This window comes from Sphingobium scionense, assembly GCF_014197035.1.
Taxonomy (GTDB): Bacteria; Pseudomonadota; Alphaproteobacteria; order Sphingomonadales; family Sphingomonadaceae; genus Sphingobium; species Sphingobium scionense.
Map to the genome: position 1 here is coordinate 1 of NZ_JACIEU010000012.1, position 15,812 is coordinate 15,812.

10 protein-coding genes, 1 pseudogene and 1 riboswitch are annotated in these 15,812 nt (G+C 65.1%); of the genes and pseudogenes, 2 read left to right on the plus strand and 9 right to left on the minus strand.

Annotation, left to right across the window (positions count from 1 at the left end; translation table 11 throughout):
• Positions 1–294: 294 nt before the first annotated feature.
• From GGQ90_RS15000 to GGQ90_RS15020, 5 genes and pseudogenes are all read right to left on the minus strand, one after another.
• Entirely contained in the window at positions 295–1,557 is a 1,263-nt protein-coding gene (locus GGQ90_RS15000; protein WP_188082894.1) for an aminotransferase class V-fold PLP-dependent enzyme, read from the minus strand.
• Between the two features lie 17 nt (positions 1,558–1,574).
• Positions 1,575–3,944 (minus strand): TonB-dependent receptor plug domain-containing protein, encoded by a 2,370-nt coding sequence (locus tag GGQ90_RS15005; RefSeq protein WP_188082895.1) that lies wholly within the window; start codon positions 3,942–3,944, stop codon positions 1,575–1,577.
• Positions 3,945–4,071: 127 nt separating this feature from the next.
• A complete protein-coding gene (gene pnuC, locus GGQ90_RS15010; protein ID WP_188082896.1) occupies positions 4,072–4,650 on the minus strand; it encodes a nicotinamide riboside transporter PnuC in 579 nt (192 codons plus the stop codon).
• Complete coding sequence (locus tag GGQ90_RS15015) at positions 4,650–5,792, minus strand: phosphotransferase enzyme family protein (protein WP_188082897.1); 1,143 nt, start codon at positions 5,790–5,792, stop codon at positions 4,650–4,652. The genes pnuC and GGQ90_RS15015 overlap by 1 nt, the downstream gene beginning before the upstream one ends.
• A 2-nt stretch (positions 5,793–5,794) precedes the next feature.
• Positions 5,795–8,089: pseudogene (locus tag GGQ90_RS15020) on the minus strand (TonB-dependent receptor).
• A 29-nt stretch (positions 8,090–8,118) separates the two neighbouring features.
• Positions 8,119–8,228: riboswitch (TPP riboswitch) on the minus strand.
• Between the two features lie 83 nt (positions 8,229–8,311).
• Here GGQ90_RS15020 and GGQ90_RS15025 point away from each other — a divergent pair.
• Both GGQ90_RS15025 and GGQ90_RS15030 read left to right on the plus strand, forming a co-directional pair.
• Positions 8,312–8,986 carry a glutathione S-transferase family protein gene (locus GGQ90_RS15025; RefSeq protein ID WP_188082898.1) on the plus strand — a complete coding sequence of 225 codons (675 nt, stop codon included), beginning with the start codon at positions 8,312–8,314 and terminating at the stop codon, positions 8,984–8,986.
• A 4-nt stretch (positions 8,987–8,990) separates the two neighbouring features.
• Positions 8,991–9,617 (plus strand): hypothetical protein, encoded by a 627-nt coding sequence (locus tag GGQ90_RS15030; RefSeq protein WP_188082899.1) that lies wholly within the window; start codon positions 8,991–8,993, stop codon positions 9,615–9,617.
• Positions 9,618–10,167: 550 nt separating this feature from the next.
• Here GGQ90_RS15030 and rsmA read toward each other — a convergent pair.
• The 4 genes from rsmA to GGQ90_RS15050 all read right to left on the minus strand — a co-directional run bounded on the left by rsmA (position 10,168) and on the right by GGQ90_RS15050 (position 15,730).
• On the minus strand, positions 10,168–11,022 hold the full coding sequence (gene rsmA, locus GGQ90_RS15035; RefSeq protein WP_188082900.1) for a 16S rRNA (adenine(1518)-N(6)/adenine(1519)-N(6))-dimethyltransferase RsmA: 855 nt from the start codon (positions 11,020–11,022) through the stop codon (positions 10,168–10,170).
• On the minus strand, positions 11,012–12,037 hold the full coding sequence (gene pdxA, locus GGQ90_RS15040) for a 4-hydroxythreonine-4-phosphate dehydrogenase PdxA (protein ID WP_188082901.1): 1,026 nt from the start codon (positions 12,035–12,037) through the stop codon (positions 11,012–11,014). Before pdxA ends, rsmA begins: the two co-directional genes overlap by 11 nt.
• Entirely contained in the window at positions 12,015–13,379 is a 1,365-nt protein-coding gene (locus tag GGQ90_RS15045) for a peptidylprolyl isomerase (RefSeq protein ID WP_188082902.1), read from the minus strand. Before GGQ90_RS15045 ends, pdxA begins: the two co-directional genes overlap by 23 nt.
• A gap of 86 nt (positions 13,380–13,465) precedes the next feature.
• Entirely contained in the window at positions 13,466–15,730 is a 2,265-nt protein-coding gene (locus tag GGQ90_RS15050; protein WP_188082903.1) for an LPS-assembly protein LptD, read from the minus strand.
• Positions 15,731–15,812: the final 82 nt, after the last annotated feature.

Sequence of the window (15,812 nt, forward strand, 5' to 3'; positions counted from 1 at the left end):
CCTAATTTTATCTGAACTCCTACGCCTGAAAGCCGTAAGAACCCAGGGCCGCCGCCCACATGTCCCTTCATCTAAATCACAATGTCAAAGAGCCGTCCAAACATCGAAGCGGACAGTGATCGTTCCCCGCTATCTCTATCGGGGGACATGCTGTCCTACTATGTTGGCGACCGTGCGTGGCGAAAACCGTTGGTCTTCACCGCGTCGGTGGAGTGGCATCTAGGCCCGTCAGGCGAGTCGGTCAATGCCTCATTCTCACTTTTTTGAATTTTATTCGATGCGGCCCCGAACATCTCACCTGGCAGACAGCAGCAGCGAGAGCGCCTTTGCCAACGCACCAATATCCACCGCGCTGTTGAATAAGGCGGGCGTGACGCGGACACAGGCGCCACGCGCCGGGCCATCGCGATGGACGGTGAAGATCCGATGGTCATCCAGCAGGCGTTTGGCGACCGCCATATTGTCCTGCACGCTCGTCCGTCCCGCCAGCCGGAACGATGTGATGCCGCCGTGCAGGCGCGGATCGGCCGGCGTCAATATCTCCAGCCCCTTCGCGCCGCGCAGTTCTTCCGCCCACAGGTCGCGCAGATGGCGCAGCCGCGCCGCCCTCGCGATATCGCCGATCGCATCCTGGAAATCGAGCGCGGCCGGCACGGTCAGTTGCGCCGCGAAATCCACCGTGCCGGTATGCACGCGCGAATAGGTGCTGGCGGCAAAGGGCGGGCTGTTGGCACTGTCCGGATCGATCAGATCCAGTCTGGCCTTTCGGATATAGATCACGCCCACACCCAATGGCGCGCCCCACCATTTGTGCAGGTTGAAACCGATGAAATCCGCGTCGAGATCGGTTGGCCGGAAATCCAGCTGGCCCCAGCTATGCGCCGCATCGACGATCGCATCCACGCCGCGCCCCCGTGCCATCGCCACGATCTCCTTCACCGGAATGACCAGGCCGGTGCGATGGCTGAGATGGGTGAGCAGGATCAGGCGGATCTTCGGATTGGCCTTCAGCGCCGCTTCATAGGTATCGATCAGCCCCTGATGCGTCGCCGGTTCGGGCAGCGCGATCCGCACCACATCCACGCCCCGGCTGCGCTTGAGCGTATCGAAACAGGCCTGCATGCTATCATAGTCGAGATCGGCCTGAAGCACAGCATCACCCGGCCGCAGCCGGTTATAGCCGCCGATCAGCGCCTTCAGCGCCTCGGTCGCATTGCGGGTGAAGGCGATTTCCTGGGGGGCGACGCCCATCTTCGCCGCCACCCGATCGCGCACGGCGATCAGGTCGGGGGTCAGGCCGCGCCGGGCATAATAGCTGGTCTCGCGATTGACCCGGCGCACGGCCGCCTCATAGCGTTCCAGCACCGGCCGGGCCATCATCCCCCAATTGCCATTTTCCAGCTGGATGACGTCGCGGGTGACATCATATTGGGCCGCGATCCCGGCCCAATATGCTTCATCATCGGGCCGGGCCGAACCGGTCGACAGGGCGGCGGCCCGCCCTGCGACCGGCACGGCGGCCGCCCCGATCATCATCTGCCTGCGGCTGATTTCCATGTCCCGTGCCCAGCCGATCAGAAGGTCAGGCCCAAGCGGACATAATATTGGCCGCCGTCCGTGTCATAGGGCGCGTTGCGCGAGTAGATGAGGCCGCGCACCGCCTGGTTGGTCGCCTCGTCGGGATAGGCGTTGAAGATATTCTCCGCCCCACCCCGGATCGAGATGTTGGGCGTGACCTGGACGCTGGCCGACAGGTCGAACAACACCATCGATCCGAAGCGCTGGTAGAGGTCACCGGTCGCATTGCCGCTGACGTCGGTCCAGGCGCCATAATAGCGCGCCCGGCCCTGGATACCGAACTTGCCCAGCGTATAGCCGAGCGAGGCGGTGCCATTATGCTTGGGCAACCGCTCCTCGAAGATGATGCGCTGGCTTTCGTTGGCGATCGCCGCCGACGTGCCGCTCGTCACCTTGGTCTGGTTGTAGTTGTAGGCCAGGCTGATGTCGGCGGTGCCCGGCCCGACCGGCTTGGTGTAGGCCAGCACCACATCGACACCGCGGGTGCGGGTGTCGAAATCATTGGTGAAATAGGTGACCGAGGTGAAGCGCTGCGGATTGGGCAGGCTGGCCGGCACCGCGAAGGTGCGCGACTGGCCGAAGCGATCGCGCAGCTTGATCTGGTAGAGATCGACGCTGCCGGTCAGGCCGAAGCTGGACTGGAAGGTCAGGCCCGCTGTGATGGTGCGCGACTTTTCCGGAGTCAGCGGCTTTGCGCCCAGGGCGATCGCGATCGGATCATTGGGCGACAGGCGGCCAGTGTTGAAGATCTGCATCGTGGTCGTGTCCAGCCCCTGGCTGGTGTTGACCGCATTGAGCTGTGCCGGTGTCGGCGCGCGGAAGCCGGTCGAATAGGTGCCGCGCAGGGCCACGCCCTTCACCGGCTCGAACCGGGCCGAGAGCTTGTAGTTGAAGGTATCGCCAAAGGCCGAGAAATCCTCGTAGCGGCCGGCCGCGCCGAGCGTCACCGCCTCGATCGGCCGCACCTCCACATCGACATAGCCGGCATAGCTGGTCTGCGACCATTGGCCGGCATTGAGCGGGCTGAAACCGGGGAAGCCGTTGCTGTTGGGGGCAAGGCCGGTCGCCGCCCCCGCGCCGATCGCATAGGAGGCAGGGTCGCCCGGACGGATGCCGTAGGTTTCCTTGCGGCGTTCGGCGCCGAAGGCGATGTTCGCCGGCTCGACCAGTCCCAGCGGCAGGCGATAGACGAAGTCGGCATTCAGGTTGAACTCGCTCTGGCGCAGGCGGCCCAGATAGAAGCTGGTCGGGCTGTCCGGCCCCATCGACGCATTGAGCGATTCATGCATGTTGTAGTTGATGCGGCTGCGCCCGGACGAGGCGCTGATATCATAGGTCAGGCGCTCGCTGATCGCCCCGCGCAGGCCGGCATCGGCCTGATAATCATCATATTTTGTGCCGAAGCGCGGGGTGAAGCCGGCCGGATAGAGGCTGGCGAAGTTGAAGCCGGGGAAAGCCGAGCTATTGCCATAGACGTTCGCCGTGCTGGCCGGGTTGCGCCAGTTGAAGTCGGTCACGCCCTCGCCATTGCCCGCGGTGCCAAAGGCATAGAGGGTGACGGCATCGGAAAAATCATAATGGGCGTTCACGCCCGCCCGCACCGACCGCAGGTCGGGCTGGCCCCAGCGTTGCACCGGATCGGGCACGTCCAGATCGGGATTGGCCGCCTGGAACGCGGCGGCATCGGGCCGCTGGCGCGTGCGCGACGTGGCATCGGACTTGGAAAATTCGCCGGTGAAGACGATGCTGCCGCGATCGCCCAGCGCCAGGCCGCCCTGCGCGCCGCTTTGATAGGTGGTGCCATCGCCCTTATAATATTGCGAGAACTGGCCATAGGCTTCCATGCCCGGCTGGTCGTCGAGGATGATGTTGACGACGCCGGCGATCGCATCCGACCCATATTGCGCCGACGCGCCGTCACGCAGCACTTCGATCCGCTTGATCGCCAGATTGGGGATGGTGGCGAGGTCGGCCGACTGCGCGCCGCGGGTGCCGAGCAGGGCGGAGCGGTGATAGCGCTTGCCGTTGACCAGCACCAGCGTCTGGTCAGCGGACAGGCCGCGCAGCGTGGCGGGCCGGACAAAGGCCTGGCCGTCAGCCGCCGGCAGGCGCTGCACGTTGAAGGACGGCAGCAACTGGGCCAGCGTATCGGACAGATCGTTGGAAACGCTGCCGTCGATCGCCTTCGACGACAGGACGTCGATCGGCGCCAACGCATCGAATTTTGTGCGCTTCGCGTCACGCGTGCCGGTCACGATGATCGCGTCACCGGCATTGTCGGCGGCCGGTGCGGCATCCTGGGCCGCAGCGAAAGAGCACGCAGCAAATTGCAGCGCGACAAGCGCGCTGGCGGTCATAAATTTCATGATTGTCCCCACGGATGCGACAGATTCTTGTTCTGCGGCAGCGGATAGGGACGCTAGATGACGCTTCCGTGTCGCGGCGGGAAAATCTTTGATGCGCAAAACGGGGGCATGCGCTTGCGATACGATCTTACCTGCCGGTCTCGCCACGCATACGCCGAGCCGCCTGCCGCCAGCGCCCATAGCCCAGCACCGCCAGCCCGATCATCGCGGCATAAAGGCCGGCCGTCAGCCATAATCCCTTGAACACGAACATCCCGACATAGAAAATGTCGACCGCGATCCACAGCAGCCAGCTCGCGGCATGGCGCCGTGCGGTCCAATATTGGGCGACCAGGCTGAAACTGCTCAGCGCCGAATCCATCCAGGGCAGCGCCGCATCGGTATAATGATGGGTGAACCAGCCGATCGCGCCGGCACAAAGCGCGCCCAGCGCCAGCCCCTTGGCCGCCCGCATCGGCGGCAAGGGCACCACCCGCACCTCGCCCTCCTCGCGCTTGCCCCGCGCCCAGCCGATCCAGCCATAGACGATGGCGATGCCGAACAGGCCCTGCAGCACCATGTCGGCATAGAGGCGCACGTCCAGGAACAGCCTGGCATAAAGGGCGCAGGCCAGCAGATTGACCGGCCAGCACAGCAGATGCCGCCGCGCCGTCAGCCAGATGCCGAGGAAGCTGATGATGACGGCGACGATCTCCAGCACAGACATCAGCACCTTACTCCCTGACGGAGTCGCGCCAGAAAGCCCTGCCCCTCGTCCGACAGGAACCAGTCGGCATGGCCGACCAGATAGACTTGCCAGGCCAGCATCGCTCCCTCCCGATCGGCCAATATGCCAAAGAAATAATCGATCTCGGTCAGGGCGAACTCGACATGGACCAGCGGCAGCAGGCGCAGCAGCGTATCGATCTCGCCAGGCCCCAGCGGCAGGACGCTGTGATAGCCCGCCAGCAAGGCCAGCGCCCCATCCATATCCACTGGCTCGGCCAGCCGCCCCTGATCCAGCGTCAGCCAGGGAATGGCCGTCCGCTCGATCGCGGTGGCCAGATCATGCAGGGCGCAACTGCTGGTCGACAGGCCGAAATCGAAGATGCTGCTGACCGCGCCTTCCGCCGACCAGAGCAGGTTGGAGGGGTGCCAGTCATTATGGGTCCAGAGCGATGGTTCATCCGCCAGCCGCTGCGCCAGCCCCTCCCCCAGCGCCGCAAACAACCGCGCCAGTTCCGTCCGCCAGGGCCGGCCCGCCAGAAAGGCCGCCACCGCCGGCCGCGCCGCGACATAGGCGTCCGCTGCGGCCAGTGGATCGACGGCGGGCAATATGGTGAAGCTTGACACCAGCGGATGCAGTCCGCGGGCAGGCGCACCGAAACCGGCTGCGGCCCGATGCAGTTGTGCCAGCGCGACACCGGCCGCAAAGGCGTGATCGGGCGACAGGAAGGGCGTCCAGGACTGGTGATCGCGATACAGGTCGATGCCCGGCGCCTGGCAATGCAGCTCATAGCTCCATTCCCCAAGAGCGATCGCACCAGCGCCGTCGGCGGCGCGCAGCACATCGGGCACCGCCAGCCCGGCACCGCGCAGATGCGCCATATAGCGATGCTCCTCGGTCAGCGCCGCCGGCGTCCGCAAGCTCTGGTGATGCCGCTTCAGGAACAGCGCACCGCGATCCGTCTCGACCAGCGCCGCCGCCGAAAAGGGGCGCGGCGAATGCCAGGCGATCGCCGCCAGCCGGCCTGCGTCGGGGAAGTGGGCCAGCACCGCCGCTGCCTCGTCCGCCGTGATCGCCGGCCAGGCCGGCGCCTCCAGCGTCAGCCCCATGCCATGGACCAGATGCGGGGCGGCGGCGCTCATCGTCAGAAGGCGCGCGACAGCGTCGCCACCACGGCGCGCCCGCTGCCGACATAATAGGTCGGCGCCGACCCGGTGATCAGCGTTCCGTTGCGCCCGACCGTATCCTGCGCATTGGTGCCGATCGAATAGACGCCCGACAGGACGCGCGGATTGGTGACGTTGATCGCGTTGATGCGCAGGTCCATCACCTGCGCGTCGATCAACCCGGCCAGATGCACGCCGACCGACAGGTCCAGCGTGGCATAGCCCTTGATGCTCTCGTCATTCATGAAGGTCGCATATTGGCGGCCGACATATTTGAGCGCGCTGCTGCCGAACAGCCGGCCGTCATCATAGGTGCTGCCCAGCGCGAACTGGAAGCTGGGGGCCGACACCGCCCGCTTGCCCCTGGTCGGCAGATAATCACCGTTGATCGCCAGATCGTCGTTCAGCCGCGTGTGCAGATATTCGGCCGAGGCATAGATGCTCATCCCCTTGGCCGGTCGATAGTCGATCTCGCCGTCCAGGCCATAGCTGCTCTGGCTGCCCGCGTTGATCGTCGAATTGACCAGCGCGCCGCCGCTGTCGATCACCGTTGCCACCTGGCGGTTGCGGAAATGATAATGGAAAGCGGTCAGCGAAAAGGACAGGCTGGGGCCGATATAGCGATAGCCCAGCTCCTGCGAGATCGAATATTCATTCTTTAGGCGGTCGGTGCCCTGGCTCACCAGTTCGCCGCCATAATAGCTGTCGTAGAGCGCGAACTCGTTGGGCGTGCGGAAATTGGTGGTGATGTTGGCGAACAGCTGCTGCCGGTCGTCCAGCTGATAATGGATCGCCGCCCGCGGCAGCGCGGCGAAGCTGTCGATCCGCACCCTCGATTGCGGGCCGGGCAGATAATTGCGCCCGTTGCGCAGCAGGTTGACGCCCTTGAAACCGATGTCGATGCCAAGCTTGGGCGTCACCGCGATGCTATCGGCCAGGAAGAAGCCCTTGGTGACCGTCTCCGTGCGCTGATTCTCATAAGCCAGCAGCCGACCGTCGGCAGTGCGGATCGCCTTGTCCTGATAGCCCCACTGGTCGACCGGCCGGCCATCGGCATCGATCGACGTATAGGATTGCGTCACCCGGTCGGTGCCATAGTCGAACCAGAGGCCAGCCACGATCCGATGCGCGCCGGCCTGCAGTGTCAGCTTGCTGACGTCGCCGACGCGGAACTGCTTGCCGGTCCAGTTGCCCATCACCGTGGCGACGCCATCGACCGCGCCGGGCAGGTCGATCGGCTGGGTCAGCTCCTCACTACCCAGATAATTGCCTGTGGTGGCGAGTTGCGTGCCATAGGGCGAATTGCCATGGCCCATCTGCAGATAGGCGCTGCTGTCGAAGTTCAGCGTGTCGCTGAGCTTGAGATGCACCGGCGCCGCGACGTAGAAATTGCGGAACGGCGCGCGATAGAGCCGCCAGTAGTTGGTGTTCCCCTCGCTGTAGCGCTCGTCGAAATTATAGCCGCGACCGGACGCCTCCCAATCCGCCTTGCCGGGACTCGGATAGGTCGATGTCTTGGCGTCGTTGAAGGAAAAGGCGATGCTCGCCCGATTGCCCTCGCCCCATTCGTTCAGCAGCTTGGCGTCGATATGCTGGCGCTGGTCATGGCCTGCCCCGCGCCAGTTGTCGGCGCGGTTGTTGGAATAGGAAATGAAGCCCTTCAGCCCGGTCGATCCGATCCGTCCCGTGTCGATCCGCGCAAAGACGCGCCGTTCGTCATAGGAACCGACCGACAGGTTGATAAGGCCGCCCGCCTCCGCCCTGGGATCATCCAGCGTCAGCGACAACAGGCCGCCGGCGGCCGCGACCACCGGCGAATCGATATCCGCCGCGCCCTGTGCCAGCATCACCTGCCGCACATTCTCCGCATCGGCGAATTGCGAGGGATAGGCATAATAATAGCCGATGTCGTTCTGCGGCGCGCCTTCCATCAGCACGCCGATCTGGTCCTAGCCCAGGCCGCGCAGCGTCAGGCTGGACGATGCCGACAGGCCATAGGGGTCGCTGGACGAGACATTGGCGCCCGGCAGCAGGTTGACCAGCTGGAACGCGTTGAGCGTCGGCGCCTGCTTGATGATGAAGTCGGTCGAGATCGCGCTGACCGCCTTGGGTGCGCTCTGATCGGGCAACAGGCCTTCCGGGTCGGGATGGCCGACAACCTGGATATTGGTCGACTGATCCGGCGCATCCTCCGCCATCGCGGGCGATGCAATCATCAACAGGGCCAGCGTCAGGCAGGCACTTCCAGCATGGGGTAATCGGGCAGTCTTCATCTCACGTCCACTCCACAGGAGGGACGACGGACCTGCCGCCTTGCCCTCCCTACGCCGGTATCAGCCGGATCAGGTTCAGCGGGTCGTGGTCTGCGGACCACCTCTCAGCCGCGCATCAGCGGCCCCCCGGGGATGCCCGCCCCTTAGGCGTTTCGACGCGAAGTGGAAAGCCCTCTCTATCGGCTCTCGACTTATCGAAGCCCGCCCGGCTAAGACATGGCCATGATGAAGCTGTTCATTGGCAACAAGGCCTATTCGAGCTGGTCGCTGCGCGGCTGGCTGGCATGCAAGCTGTCCGGCCTTCCGTTCGAGGAAGTGGTGGTCCCCCTCTATGACGAGGAATGGGAAAAGCGCCGCGAGGGCGATGAGTTCGCTCCCTCGTCCGGCAAGGTGCCGATCCTGTGGGACGGCGACGATATCGTCGTCTGGGACAGCCTCGCCATCATCGAATATCTCAATGAGAAGATCGACGGCGACCAGTTCTGGCCGACCGATCCGGGCGCCCGCGCCATGGCCCGCTCGATGGCGGCAGAAATGCACAGCAGCTTCGCCGCGCTCCGCCGCGAGCACAGCATGAACATTCGCCAGATCTATGATCCGGTCCCGCCGTCGGAGGCCGTTGCCCACGACATCGGCCGGATCATGCAGCTCTGGGCACAGGCCCGTGCCCGCTATGGTGGCGAAGGCGACTTCCTGTTCGGCGAGTTCGGGGCGGCCGACATCATGTTCGCGCCCGTCGTCACCCGCTTCATCACCTATCAACTGCCGGTCGCCCGTTTTGCCGAAGCCTATATGCGCGCGATCATCGCCCATCCCTGGATGCAGGAATGGATCGGCGAGGCGCAGGCCGAGGAATGGGTGATCGACAAGTTCGAAGTCCCGCCCCAGACGGCCTGACCCGATGAGCGACAGCCCGGAAACACGGAAGGAAGAAGCGGCCAGGATTCGCCGACGCTGGATCACGCTGGGCGAAACGCTCGCGGTGGCGGCGGTGCTGATCTCGGCCCTCACTCTCTATCTCAACTGGGTCGACAAGAAAGACGAACGCGCCAGCAAGGCCGCGGAAAGCAGCAAGGCCTCCGCCCGCGCCGCCCGGCTGGTGCTGAACGCCGCGGCCGATGGTGACAGCCGCCTGACGCTCAAGCCCGCCGATCCCGATCAGCTGGTGCAGAGCCAGACCATCCATTTCCCCAAGGCGCTTGGCATAGCCCCGGTCGACACCACCGGCGAATCGCGGATCGAGGCAGGCTGGTTCGAGGATGCGCTGAAAAAGGCGCGCAACGCCGCCAAACTGCCCGACGACAGCATCGGCGACGAGAAACTGCCGGTGACCATCGTCACCCAGTTCGTCGTCAATGGCGACACCCACAACGATTCCGCCGTCTACGACATCGGCTATGGCATCGCCGGCAAATGGCTGTCCGGCCACAAGCTGACCCTGCGCGGCCTCTCGTTGGTCAGCCATGCCAAGGGCGCCAGCGCCCAGTCCCAGATCGACGCCCGCTGGGCGCGCCAGACGAAACGATAGGACCACACGGCCACATTTGGACAGGCCGCAAGTCGACCATTCACTGTCGTCGATTTGCTCGATCGTCGTTCCGAAAAGCGGGCCTAGCCGTTTCCGTCATCCCAGACTTGGTCCGGGATCCATTCGGCGCTCGCCGTCCGTCGTCGCGCATAATGGATCCTGACTTTCGTCAGGATGACGCCGGCTGTGCTTGGCAGCTAACGGCCAGAAGCGGACCTGTTCCCCCTCCCGTAAACGGGAGGGGTTGATGGGAGGCACGTGACTCCCATCAAGGGGGTGGGTTGGACGTCGCGAAAGCCCACCCCGCTGCGACTAACGCGCTACGCGCGCAAGTCTCGCTGCCCCTCCCGCCTGCGGGAAGGGGAATGGCACAGAACCACCCCGTCTCGTCATCTCCGCGAAGGCGGGAACCCATCTCCTGACCTTGAGTGTCACACTATGCCGGGGAGATGGATCTCCGCCTTCGCTGGGACGACAGTATGAAGATTAAGGTGGCGCATGCCTACATAGCCCCATCCACCGATATCGCATGCAGCGCGCCGCAGCGGGGTCAGGCGATGGTCGTTGCCTGGCCGAGCTGGCGGGCAAGGGCGATGAATTCTTCGACGCTGACGGTTTCGGCGCGGCGTTGCGGGTCGATGCCGATCGCTTCCAGCGCGTCGAGGGCGCCGGGGACGCCCTTGAGGCTCTGCCGCAGCATCTTGCGGCGCTGGCCGAAGGCGGCGGCGGTGAGGCGTTCCAGGATCTTGAGCTGCACGCCTTCGGGCGCTGGCTTGGGGGTGATGTGGACCACAGCCGACATCACCTTGGGCGGCGGGGTGAAGGCGCTGCGATGCACCTTCATGGCGATGCGCGCGTCGCTGCGCCACTGGGCAAGGACGGCGAGGCGGCCATAATGGTCGGTGCCCGGCTTCGCGACGATGCGTTCGGCCACTTCCATCTGGAACATGAGCGTCAGGCTGGACCACCAGGGCAGCGGCGCCCACTGCGCCGACAGCCAGCCGACCAGCAGGGCAGTGCCGACATTATAGGGCAGGTTGGCGATGATATGGGCGCCATCGCCGGCCTCGGCACGGGCATCGACCTCCATCGCGTCGCCGGAGATGACGCGCAGCTGGCCGGGAAAGGCCAGCTCCAGTTCGGCGAGCGCCGGCAGGCAGCGGCGATCACGCTCGACCGCGACCAGCCGGCCGCCGGCGCGCAGGATCGCGCGGGTCAGGCCGCCGGGGCCGGGGCCAACCTCAAACGTGGGCTGATCCTGAATGCCGCCGGGAATGGCGGCGATCCGGTCGAGCAATTGCTCATCGAGCAGGAAATTCTGACCGAGCGCCTTGCTGGCCTGAAGCCCATGGGCCGCGATCACGGTGCGCAGCGGCGGCAGGGTGGGACGGGATTCAGGCGGCATAGGCGATACGGGCACGCGCGGCTTCGGCCGCCATCCTGAGGGCGGCGATCATCGCGCCGGGATTGGCGCTGTCGGTGCCGGCGATGCCGAAGGCGGTGCCATGATCGGGCGAGGTCCGCACGATCGGCAGGCCGAGCGTGATGTTGACGCCATCGTCGAAATTCAGCGTCTTGATCGGGATCAGCGCCTGGTCATGATACATGCAGAGCGCCGCATCATAGGTTTCGCGGGCGCGGGCATGGAACATGCCGTCGGCGGCCAGCGGGCCGATTATGTCGATGCCTTCGGCGCGGAGCGATTCGATCGCCGGGCGGATCACATCGATCTCCTCGCGGCCAAGTGCGCCATTTTCCCCGGCATGGGGGTTGAGGCCGGCGACGGCGAGGCGGGGGCGGGCGATGCCGAAATTGCGCTGCAGGCCCTTCACCGTGGTGAGCGCGCGGGCGCGGATCAGGTCGATGGTCAGCGCCGAAGGCACATCGGCCAGCGCGATATGGATGGTGATCGGCACCACCTTGAGCGACGGGCCGGCGAGCATCATGACGGCGTTCTGGGCCGAGACGCCGCAGCGTTCGGCGACGAATTCGGTCTGGCCCGGATGGGTGAAGCCGACGCCGTAGAGCTGTTCCTTGCCGACCGGTGCGGTGACGATGCCGGCTGCCGATCCGGTCCGGGCAAGGCCGACCGCGACCTCCAGCGACTGGAAGGCCGTGCGGGCGCCGTCGATGCTGGGCGATCCCGGCACGATTTCACCCGCTTCCGCTACTTGGAGGCAAGGGAGCGCATCGGGGAAGACCTGCGCGGCTTCCTCGGGCGATCCGACGATCTCGACCGGGCCGAGCCAGACCGCACGCAGCGATGCGGCGTCGCCGACGGCGAAGAAGGCGGGCAGGCCACGCGCTTCGCGCATGACCCACGCCTTGGCGACGATTTCCGGGCCGATGCCTGCCGGATCGCCGAGCGAGACGGCGAAGGGCGGCAGGGTGCCCGGATCAGTTATATTCGATAACGGCATCGCGGCGGAGATCGCGCAGATAGATGCGGGCGCGCTTGTTCACGCGTTCCTCTTCCAACTGCGCCTGAATCTGTTCGGGATTGGGAGCGTTGGCCGATGCGGGTTCGTCGCGGCCGCAGACGACCAGGACGCGGACGCCATCGTTGATCGACCCGAAGGGCGGGGTGGATTCGCCGACCTGCAGATTGACCAGAATGTCCTGCAACTGCGGCGGCAGGTCGCGCAGCTTCACATTGTCATTGTCGACCACATCGGCGCCGACACGGGCGCCGATCTCGTTCGCCTGACCGCAGCCCTTGATCTCCTTGACCGCCGCGGCGAAGGCGGCGGCCTTCTGGCTGGCGGCTTCCTTGGTGGTGCCGGCTGGGAACAGGACCGACAGCTGCTTCAGGCTGAGCAGCGAATCGCGCGGATCGGCAGTCAGCACCTTGCGCTTGTCCATCACATAGATGATCGACAGGCCACCGACCGTCTCGATCGGCCCGGCAAGCTGGCCGACCTGCAATTCGGTGGCCGCCTGCGCCAGTTCGGTCGGCAACTGGGTGGGGCGCACCCAGCCCAGATCGCCGCCGACGACCGCGGTGGACGCTTCGGAAAACTGGCGCGCATAGGCGGCGAAGCTGCCGCCCTGCTTGATCTGTTCGATGATGTTGCGGGCGTTGGCTGCAATCTGCTCGCGATTTTCCGGCGTCGAGGACAGATAGATTTCGCTGATTCGCACTTCGTCGCTGCCCTTGGCGGCGTTGAGGCGATCAACCACCGACTTCACCTCGTCTTCCGAGACGTTGACGAAGGGCTGGATGTTGCGGCGGAGCAGGCGGCTCCAGGCCAGTTCGCCCTCGATCTGGCGCTTGATGCTGGCGGCGGCGCTGCCCTGTTCGCGCAGATACTGGTCGAACTGGGGCGGCGACTTGCGGAAATTGGCCGCGACGCGCTCATAGCTCTGGTTCACTTCAGCGGGATCGATCTTGATGTCGTTGGCCGCCGCTTCCTGAATTTGCAGCGTCTCGTCGATCAGGTTGCGCAGCACCTGAACGCGCAGGCGATCCTTTTCCTCGGCCGACACCTTGCCGCCATTGGCGGTGATGATGAGGGCCAGACGCTGGTCGACGTCGGTGCCGGTGATGATGCGACCGTTCACGATCGCCGTGGCCTTGCGGACATTGGGATCATTCTTGCCGAAGATGGTGACGTCCTTGGGCAGGTTCAGCCCCTGGCCAGCATCATCGTCGACGGCCTGCGCCGACACGGTCTGCGCCGCCATGCCCAGCAGGGCGGTGGACAGGAACAGGGTGCGCAGGCCCGAGCGAACGGATTTGGGCAAGAAAACGACAGAAAACATCGTCGGCAAAAATCTCCAATACGGTCCGGTGCCTATGCCCCGGTCCGCCTTAACCGGTCCTGAGCGGACGGCGGGAAGGCAGTTCCTTATATGCCAATATTACGAAAAGCCAGCCGTAGCTGGAAGCTGTTGCCGGCGCGCGCGTCACCGTTGGTCTGATAGTCGCGCCGCCATGTAAAGCCCAGCGTCAAACAATCATCCTCATAGGCAACGCCAAGGCGCTGGCGCACGGGCTGATAGCCGTCGGCCGTGGTGCCCGGATCTTCCTGCGCACCGGTGAGGTCGATGACGGTCGAGCCGAACACGGACCAGAAGCGGGCGAACTGGACGCGGCCGCCCACGCGCAGTTCCTCGCGGTCCTGCAGATCCTCCAGCGCCGCATTGGCGTTGCGGTTGAGGCGCAGATAGCTGACCTGGGCATAGGTTTTCTTGCTGCCCACGGTCGCATCGACTTCGTTGCGGCGGACCGCCAGATTGTCCTTGTCGACCCGGAAACGCTGGGTGAAGCTGAGGAAATCCTTGTAGCGCACGGTCCAGCGGCCGACGATATCGGACATGCGGTCGGACAGGCCGGTGCCGTCGGGCAGGATGCTGGCGCGATTGTCGAGCCGGTAGCTCTGACCGACATTGGCGTCGAGCGTGAAGTCGGGCACGGCCAGATTATATTCCAGGCCATAGGTGATACGGCTCGAATCCTCGAACCGGTCATAGCCCGCGAACCGATTGAGCGCGAAGAGATTGCTATCCTCCAGGTCGACCGAGCGGGCATCCTCATTGGGCACCGACAGATTGGCGAGATGCGGGGCCGCGACGATCTGGACGCGCGGGGCGATGCGCTGCACGCCGCCGAACGCCTCGCCCATGAAGGGCCAGCGCATGTCGACCGCGGCGGCGGCGATGCCGCGCGCCTTCCAGCCCGGATCACCGGCATAGCTGATCGTGTCGGTCAGCGCATTGTCGCTGCTGTGATAGACGTCGCCGCGCAGATAGGTGGTAAAGGTCACTTCCTGACCCAGGCCGGTCAGCTTGCGCAGATTCCATTCGAAAGCGGCGAAGGCGCGCTGGGTATCCTGCCCCTCGGTCCGGGTGATCGCCAGCGTATTGGCCTGGAACTGCATCTGGCCGCCGAGCAGCGGATCCTTCATCCGCAACCGATAGTCCATCACCGGCAGGGCGATCGGCATCTGGCCCTGGGGGTCATCGACGCGCAGCGTCTGCACCGCCCAGCCGGCGAGCGAGAAATAGCTGTTGTCGCCGATCCGCTGGACGCCCAGGGTCGAACGCAGCCGGTCGTCGCGGCTGATGTCGTAGCGGCGCAGGAAGGTGCGGTCGGTGGCGACGCGGATCGACCCGTTGACGCTCCATTCAGGTGTCAACTGCAAGCCGCCGCTGGCGTCGATCGCGCCGCGAATATCCTTTTGCGAATCGGTCGGCGTGATGCCGCTCGACCGGCTGCCATAGGTGGCATAGCCGGTGATCTGATAGGCACCGCGGTCATAGAGATGGCGGAAATTGCCTTCGATCATCGGCAGCGAATCGGTGTAGACGTGCGGCGTGACGGTCAGGTCGCGATTGGGCGCGAGCTTGAGATAATAGGGGACCGCGACCTCGAAGCCGTTGACCCGGTCATAACGGATATTGGGGACCAAGAGGCCGCTGCCGCCGTCATCGCCGACTGGATGCGACAGGCCCGGCACCGGGATCAGCGGCAGGCCGAACAGTTCGACATTGGCGCGGGTGTAGGACACGCGCTGCTTGGTCGGGTCATAGACGACCTTGACCGCGTTGATCTGCCAGGTCGGTTCCTTGGGGCAGCCGTCGCCGCCTTCCACCGGGCAGCCGGTATAGGCGGCATGATGCAGCGTGTAGACGCCGTTGACCCGCTCGCCCTTGGTCGCCGCCATGCGGCCGCCCTGTTGCAGCACCAGCAGGATATTGTCGACCGCGCCGTCCTTGAGCGTATCGGTGACGTCGAAGCGGTCGCCATAGGCGACATTGCCGTCGGGATCGATCACCGAGACGCTGCCCTGCGCCTCGACCTTGCCGGTGGTGCGGTCCCACACGATCTTGTCGGCGCGCAGTCGGTTGCCGTCGCGCAGCAACTGGACATTGCCGGTCGCGGTCACGACCTGGCTGTTGGTGTCATATTCCAGCGCATCGGCGGCGAAGCCGATTTCCTGGTCGTTGTCGGGCACCGGCGCATCGGGCGCGCTGATCGGCGTCTGGGGCTCGTTCAGCTTGGGCTCGGGCGCCTGTTGGGCATGCGCCAGCGGCGCCGCGAGCAGGCAGGACGAGGCCGCGCCGGCAAGCAGCGCCTGTTTGAACGACAGGGGAAACACGGAAATCTGCAAGCGATGGGGCCTCTTTGGGGGCACTTGTGGTTCCTGCCTATCGCACTGCTTGGCGCGCGCCGCAATCGGTCCTGGCATTCGG

Coding starts and splice junctions, on each gene's coding strand:
- GGQ90_RS15000 (WP_188082894.1), bottom strand. CDS start 1,557: ATGGAAATCAGCCGCAGGCAGATGATGATCGGGGCGGCCGCCGTGCCG.
- GGQ90_RS15005 (WP_188082895.1), bottom strand. CDS start 3,944: ATGAAATTTATGACCGCCAGCGCGCTTGTCGCGCTGCAATTTGCTGCG.
- pnuC (WP_188082896.1), bottom strand. CDS start 4,650: ATGTCTGTGCTGGAGATCGTCGCCGTCATCATCAGCTTCCTCGGCATC.
- GGQ90_RS15015 (WP_188082897.1), bottom strand. CDS start 5,792: ATGAGCGCCGCCGCCCCGCATCTGGTCCATGGCATGGGGCTGACGCTG.
- GGQ90_RS15025 (WP_188082898.1), top strand. CDS start 8,312: ATGATGAAGCTGTTCATTGGCAACAAGGCCTATTCGAGCTGGTCGCTG.
- GGQ90_RS15030 (WP_188082899.1), top strand. CDS start 8,991: ATGAGCGACAGCCCGGAAACACGGAAGGAAGAAGCGGCCAGGATTCGC.
- rsmA (WP_188082900.1), bottom strand. CDS start 11,022: ATGCCGCCTGAATCCCGTCCCACCCTGCCGCCGCTGCGCACCGTGATC.
- pdxA (WP_188082901.1), bottom strand. CDS start 12,037: ATGCCGTTATCGAATATAACTGATCCGGGCACCCTGCCGCCCTTCGCC.
- GGQ90_RS15045 (WP_188082902.1), bottom strand. CDS start 13,379: ATGTTTTCTGTCGTTTTCTTGCCCAAATCCGTTCGCTCGGGCCTGCGC.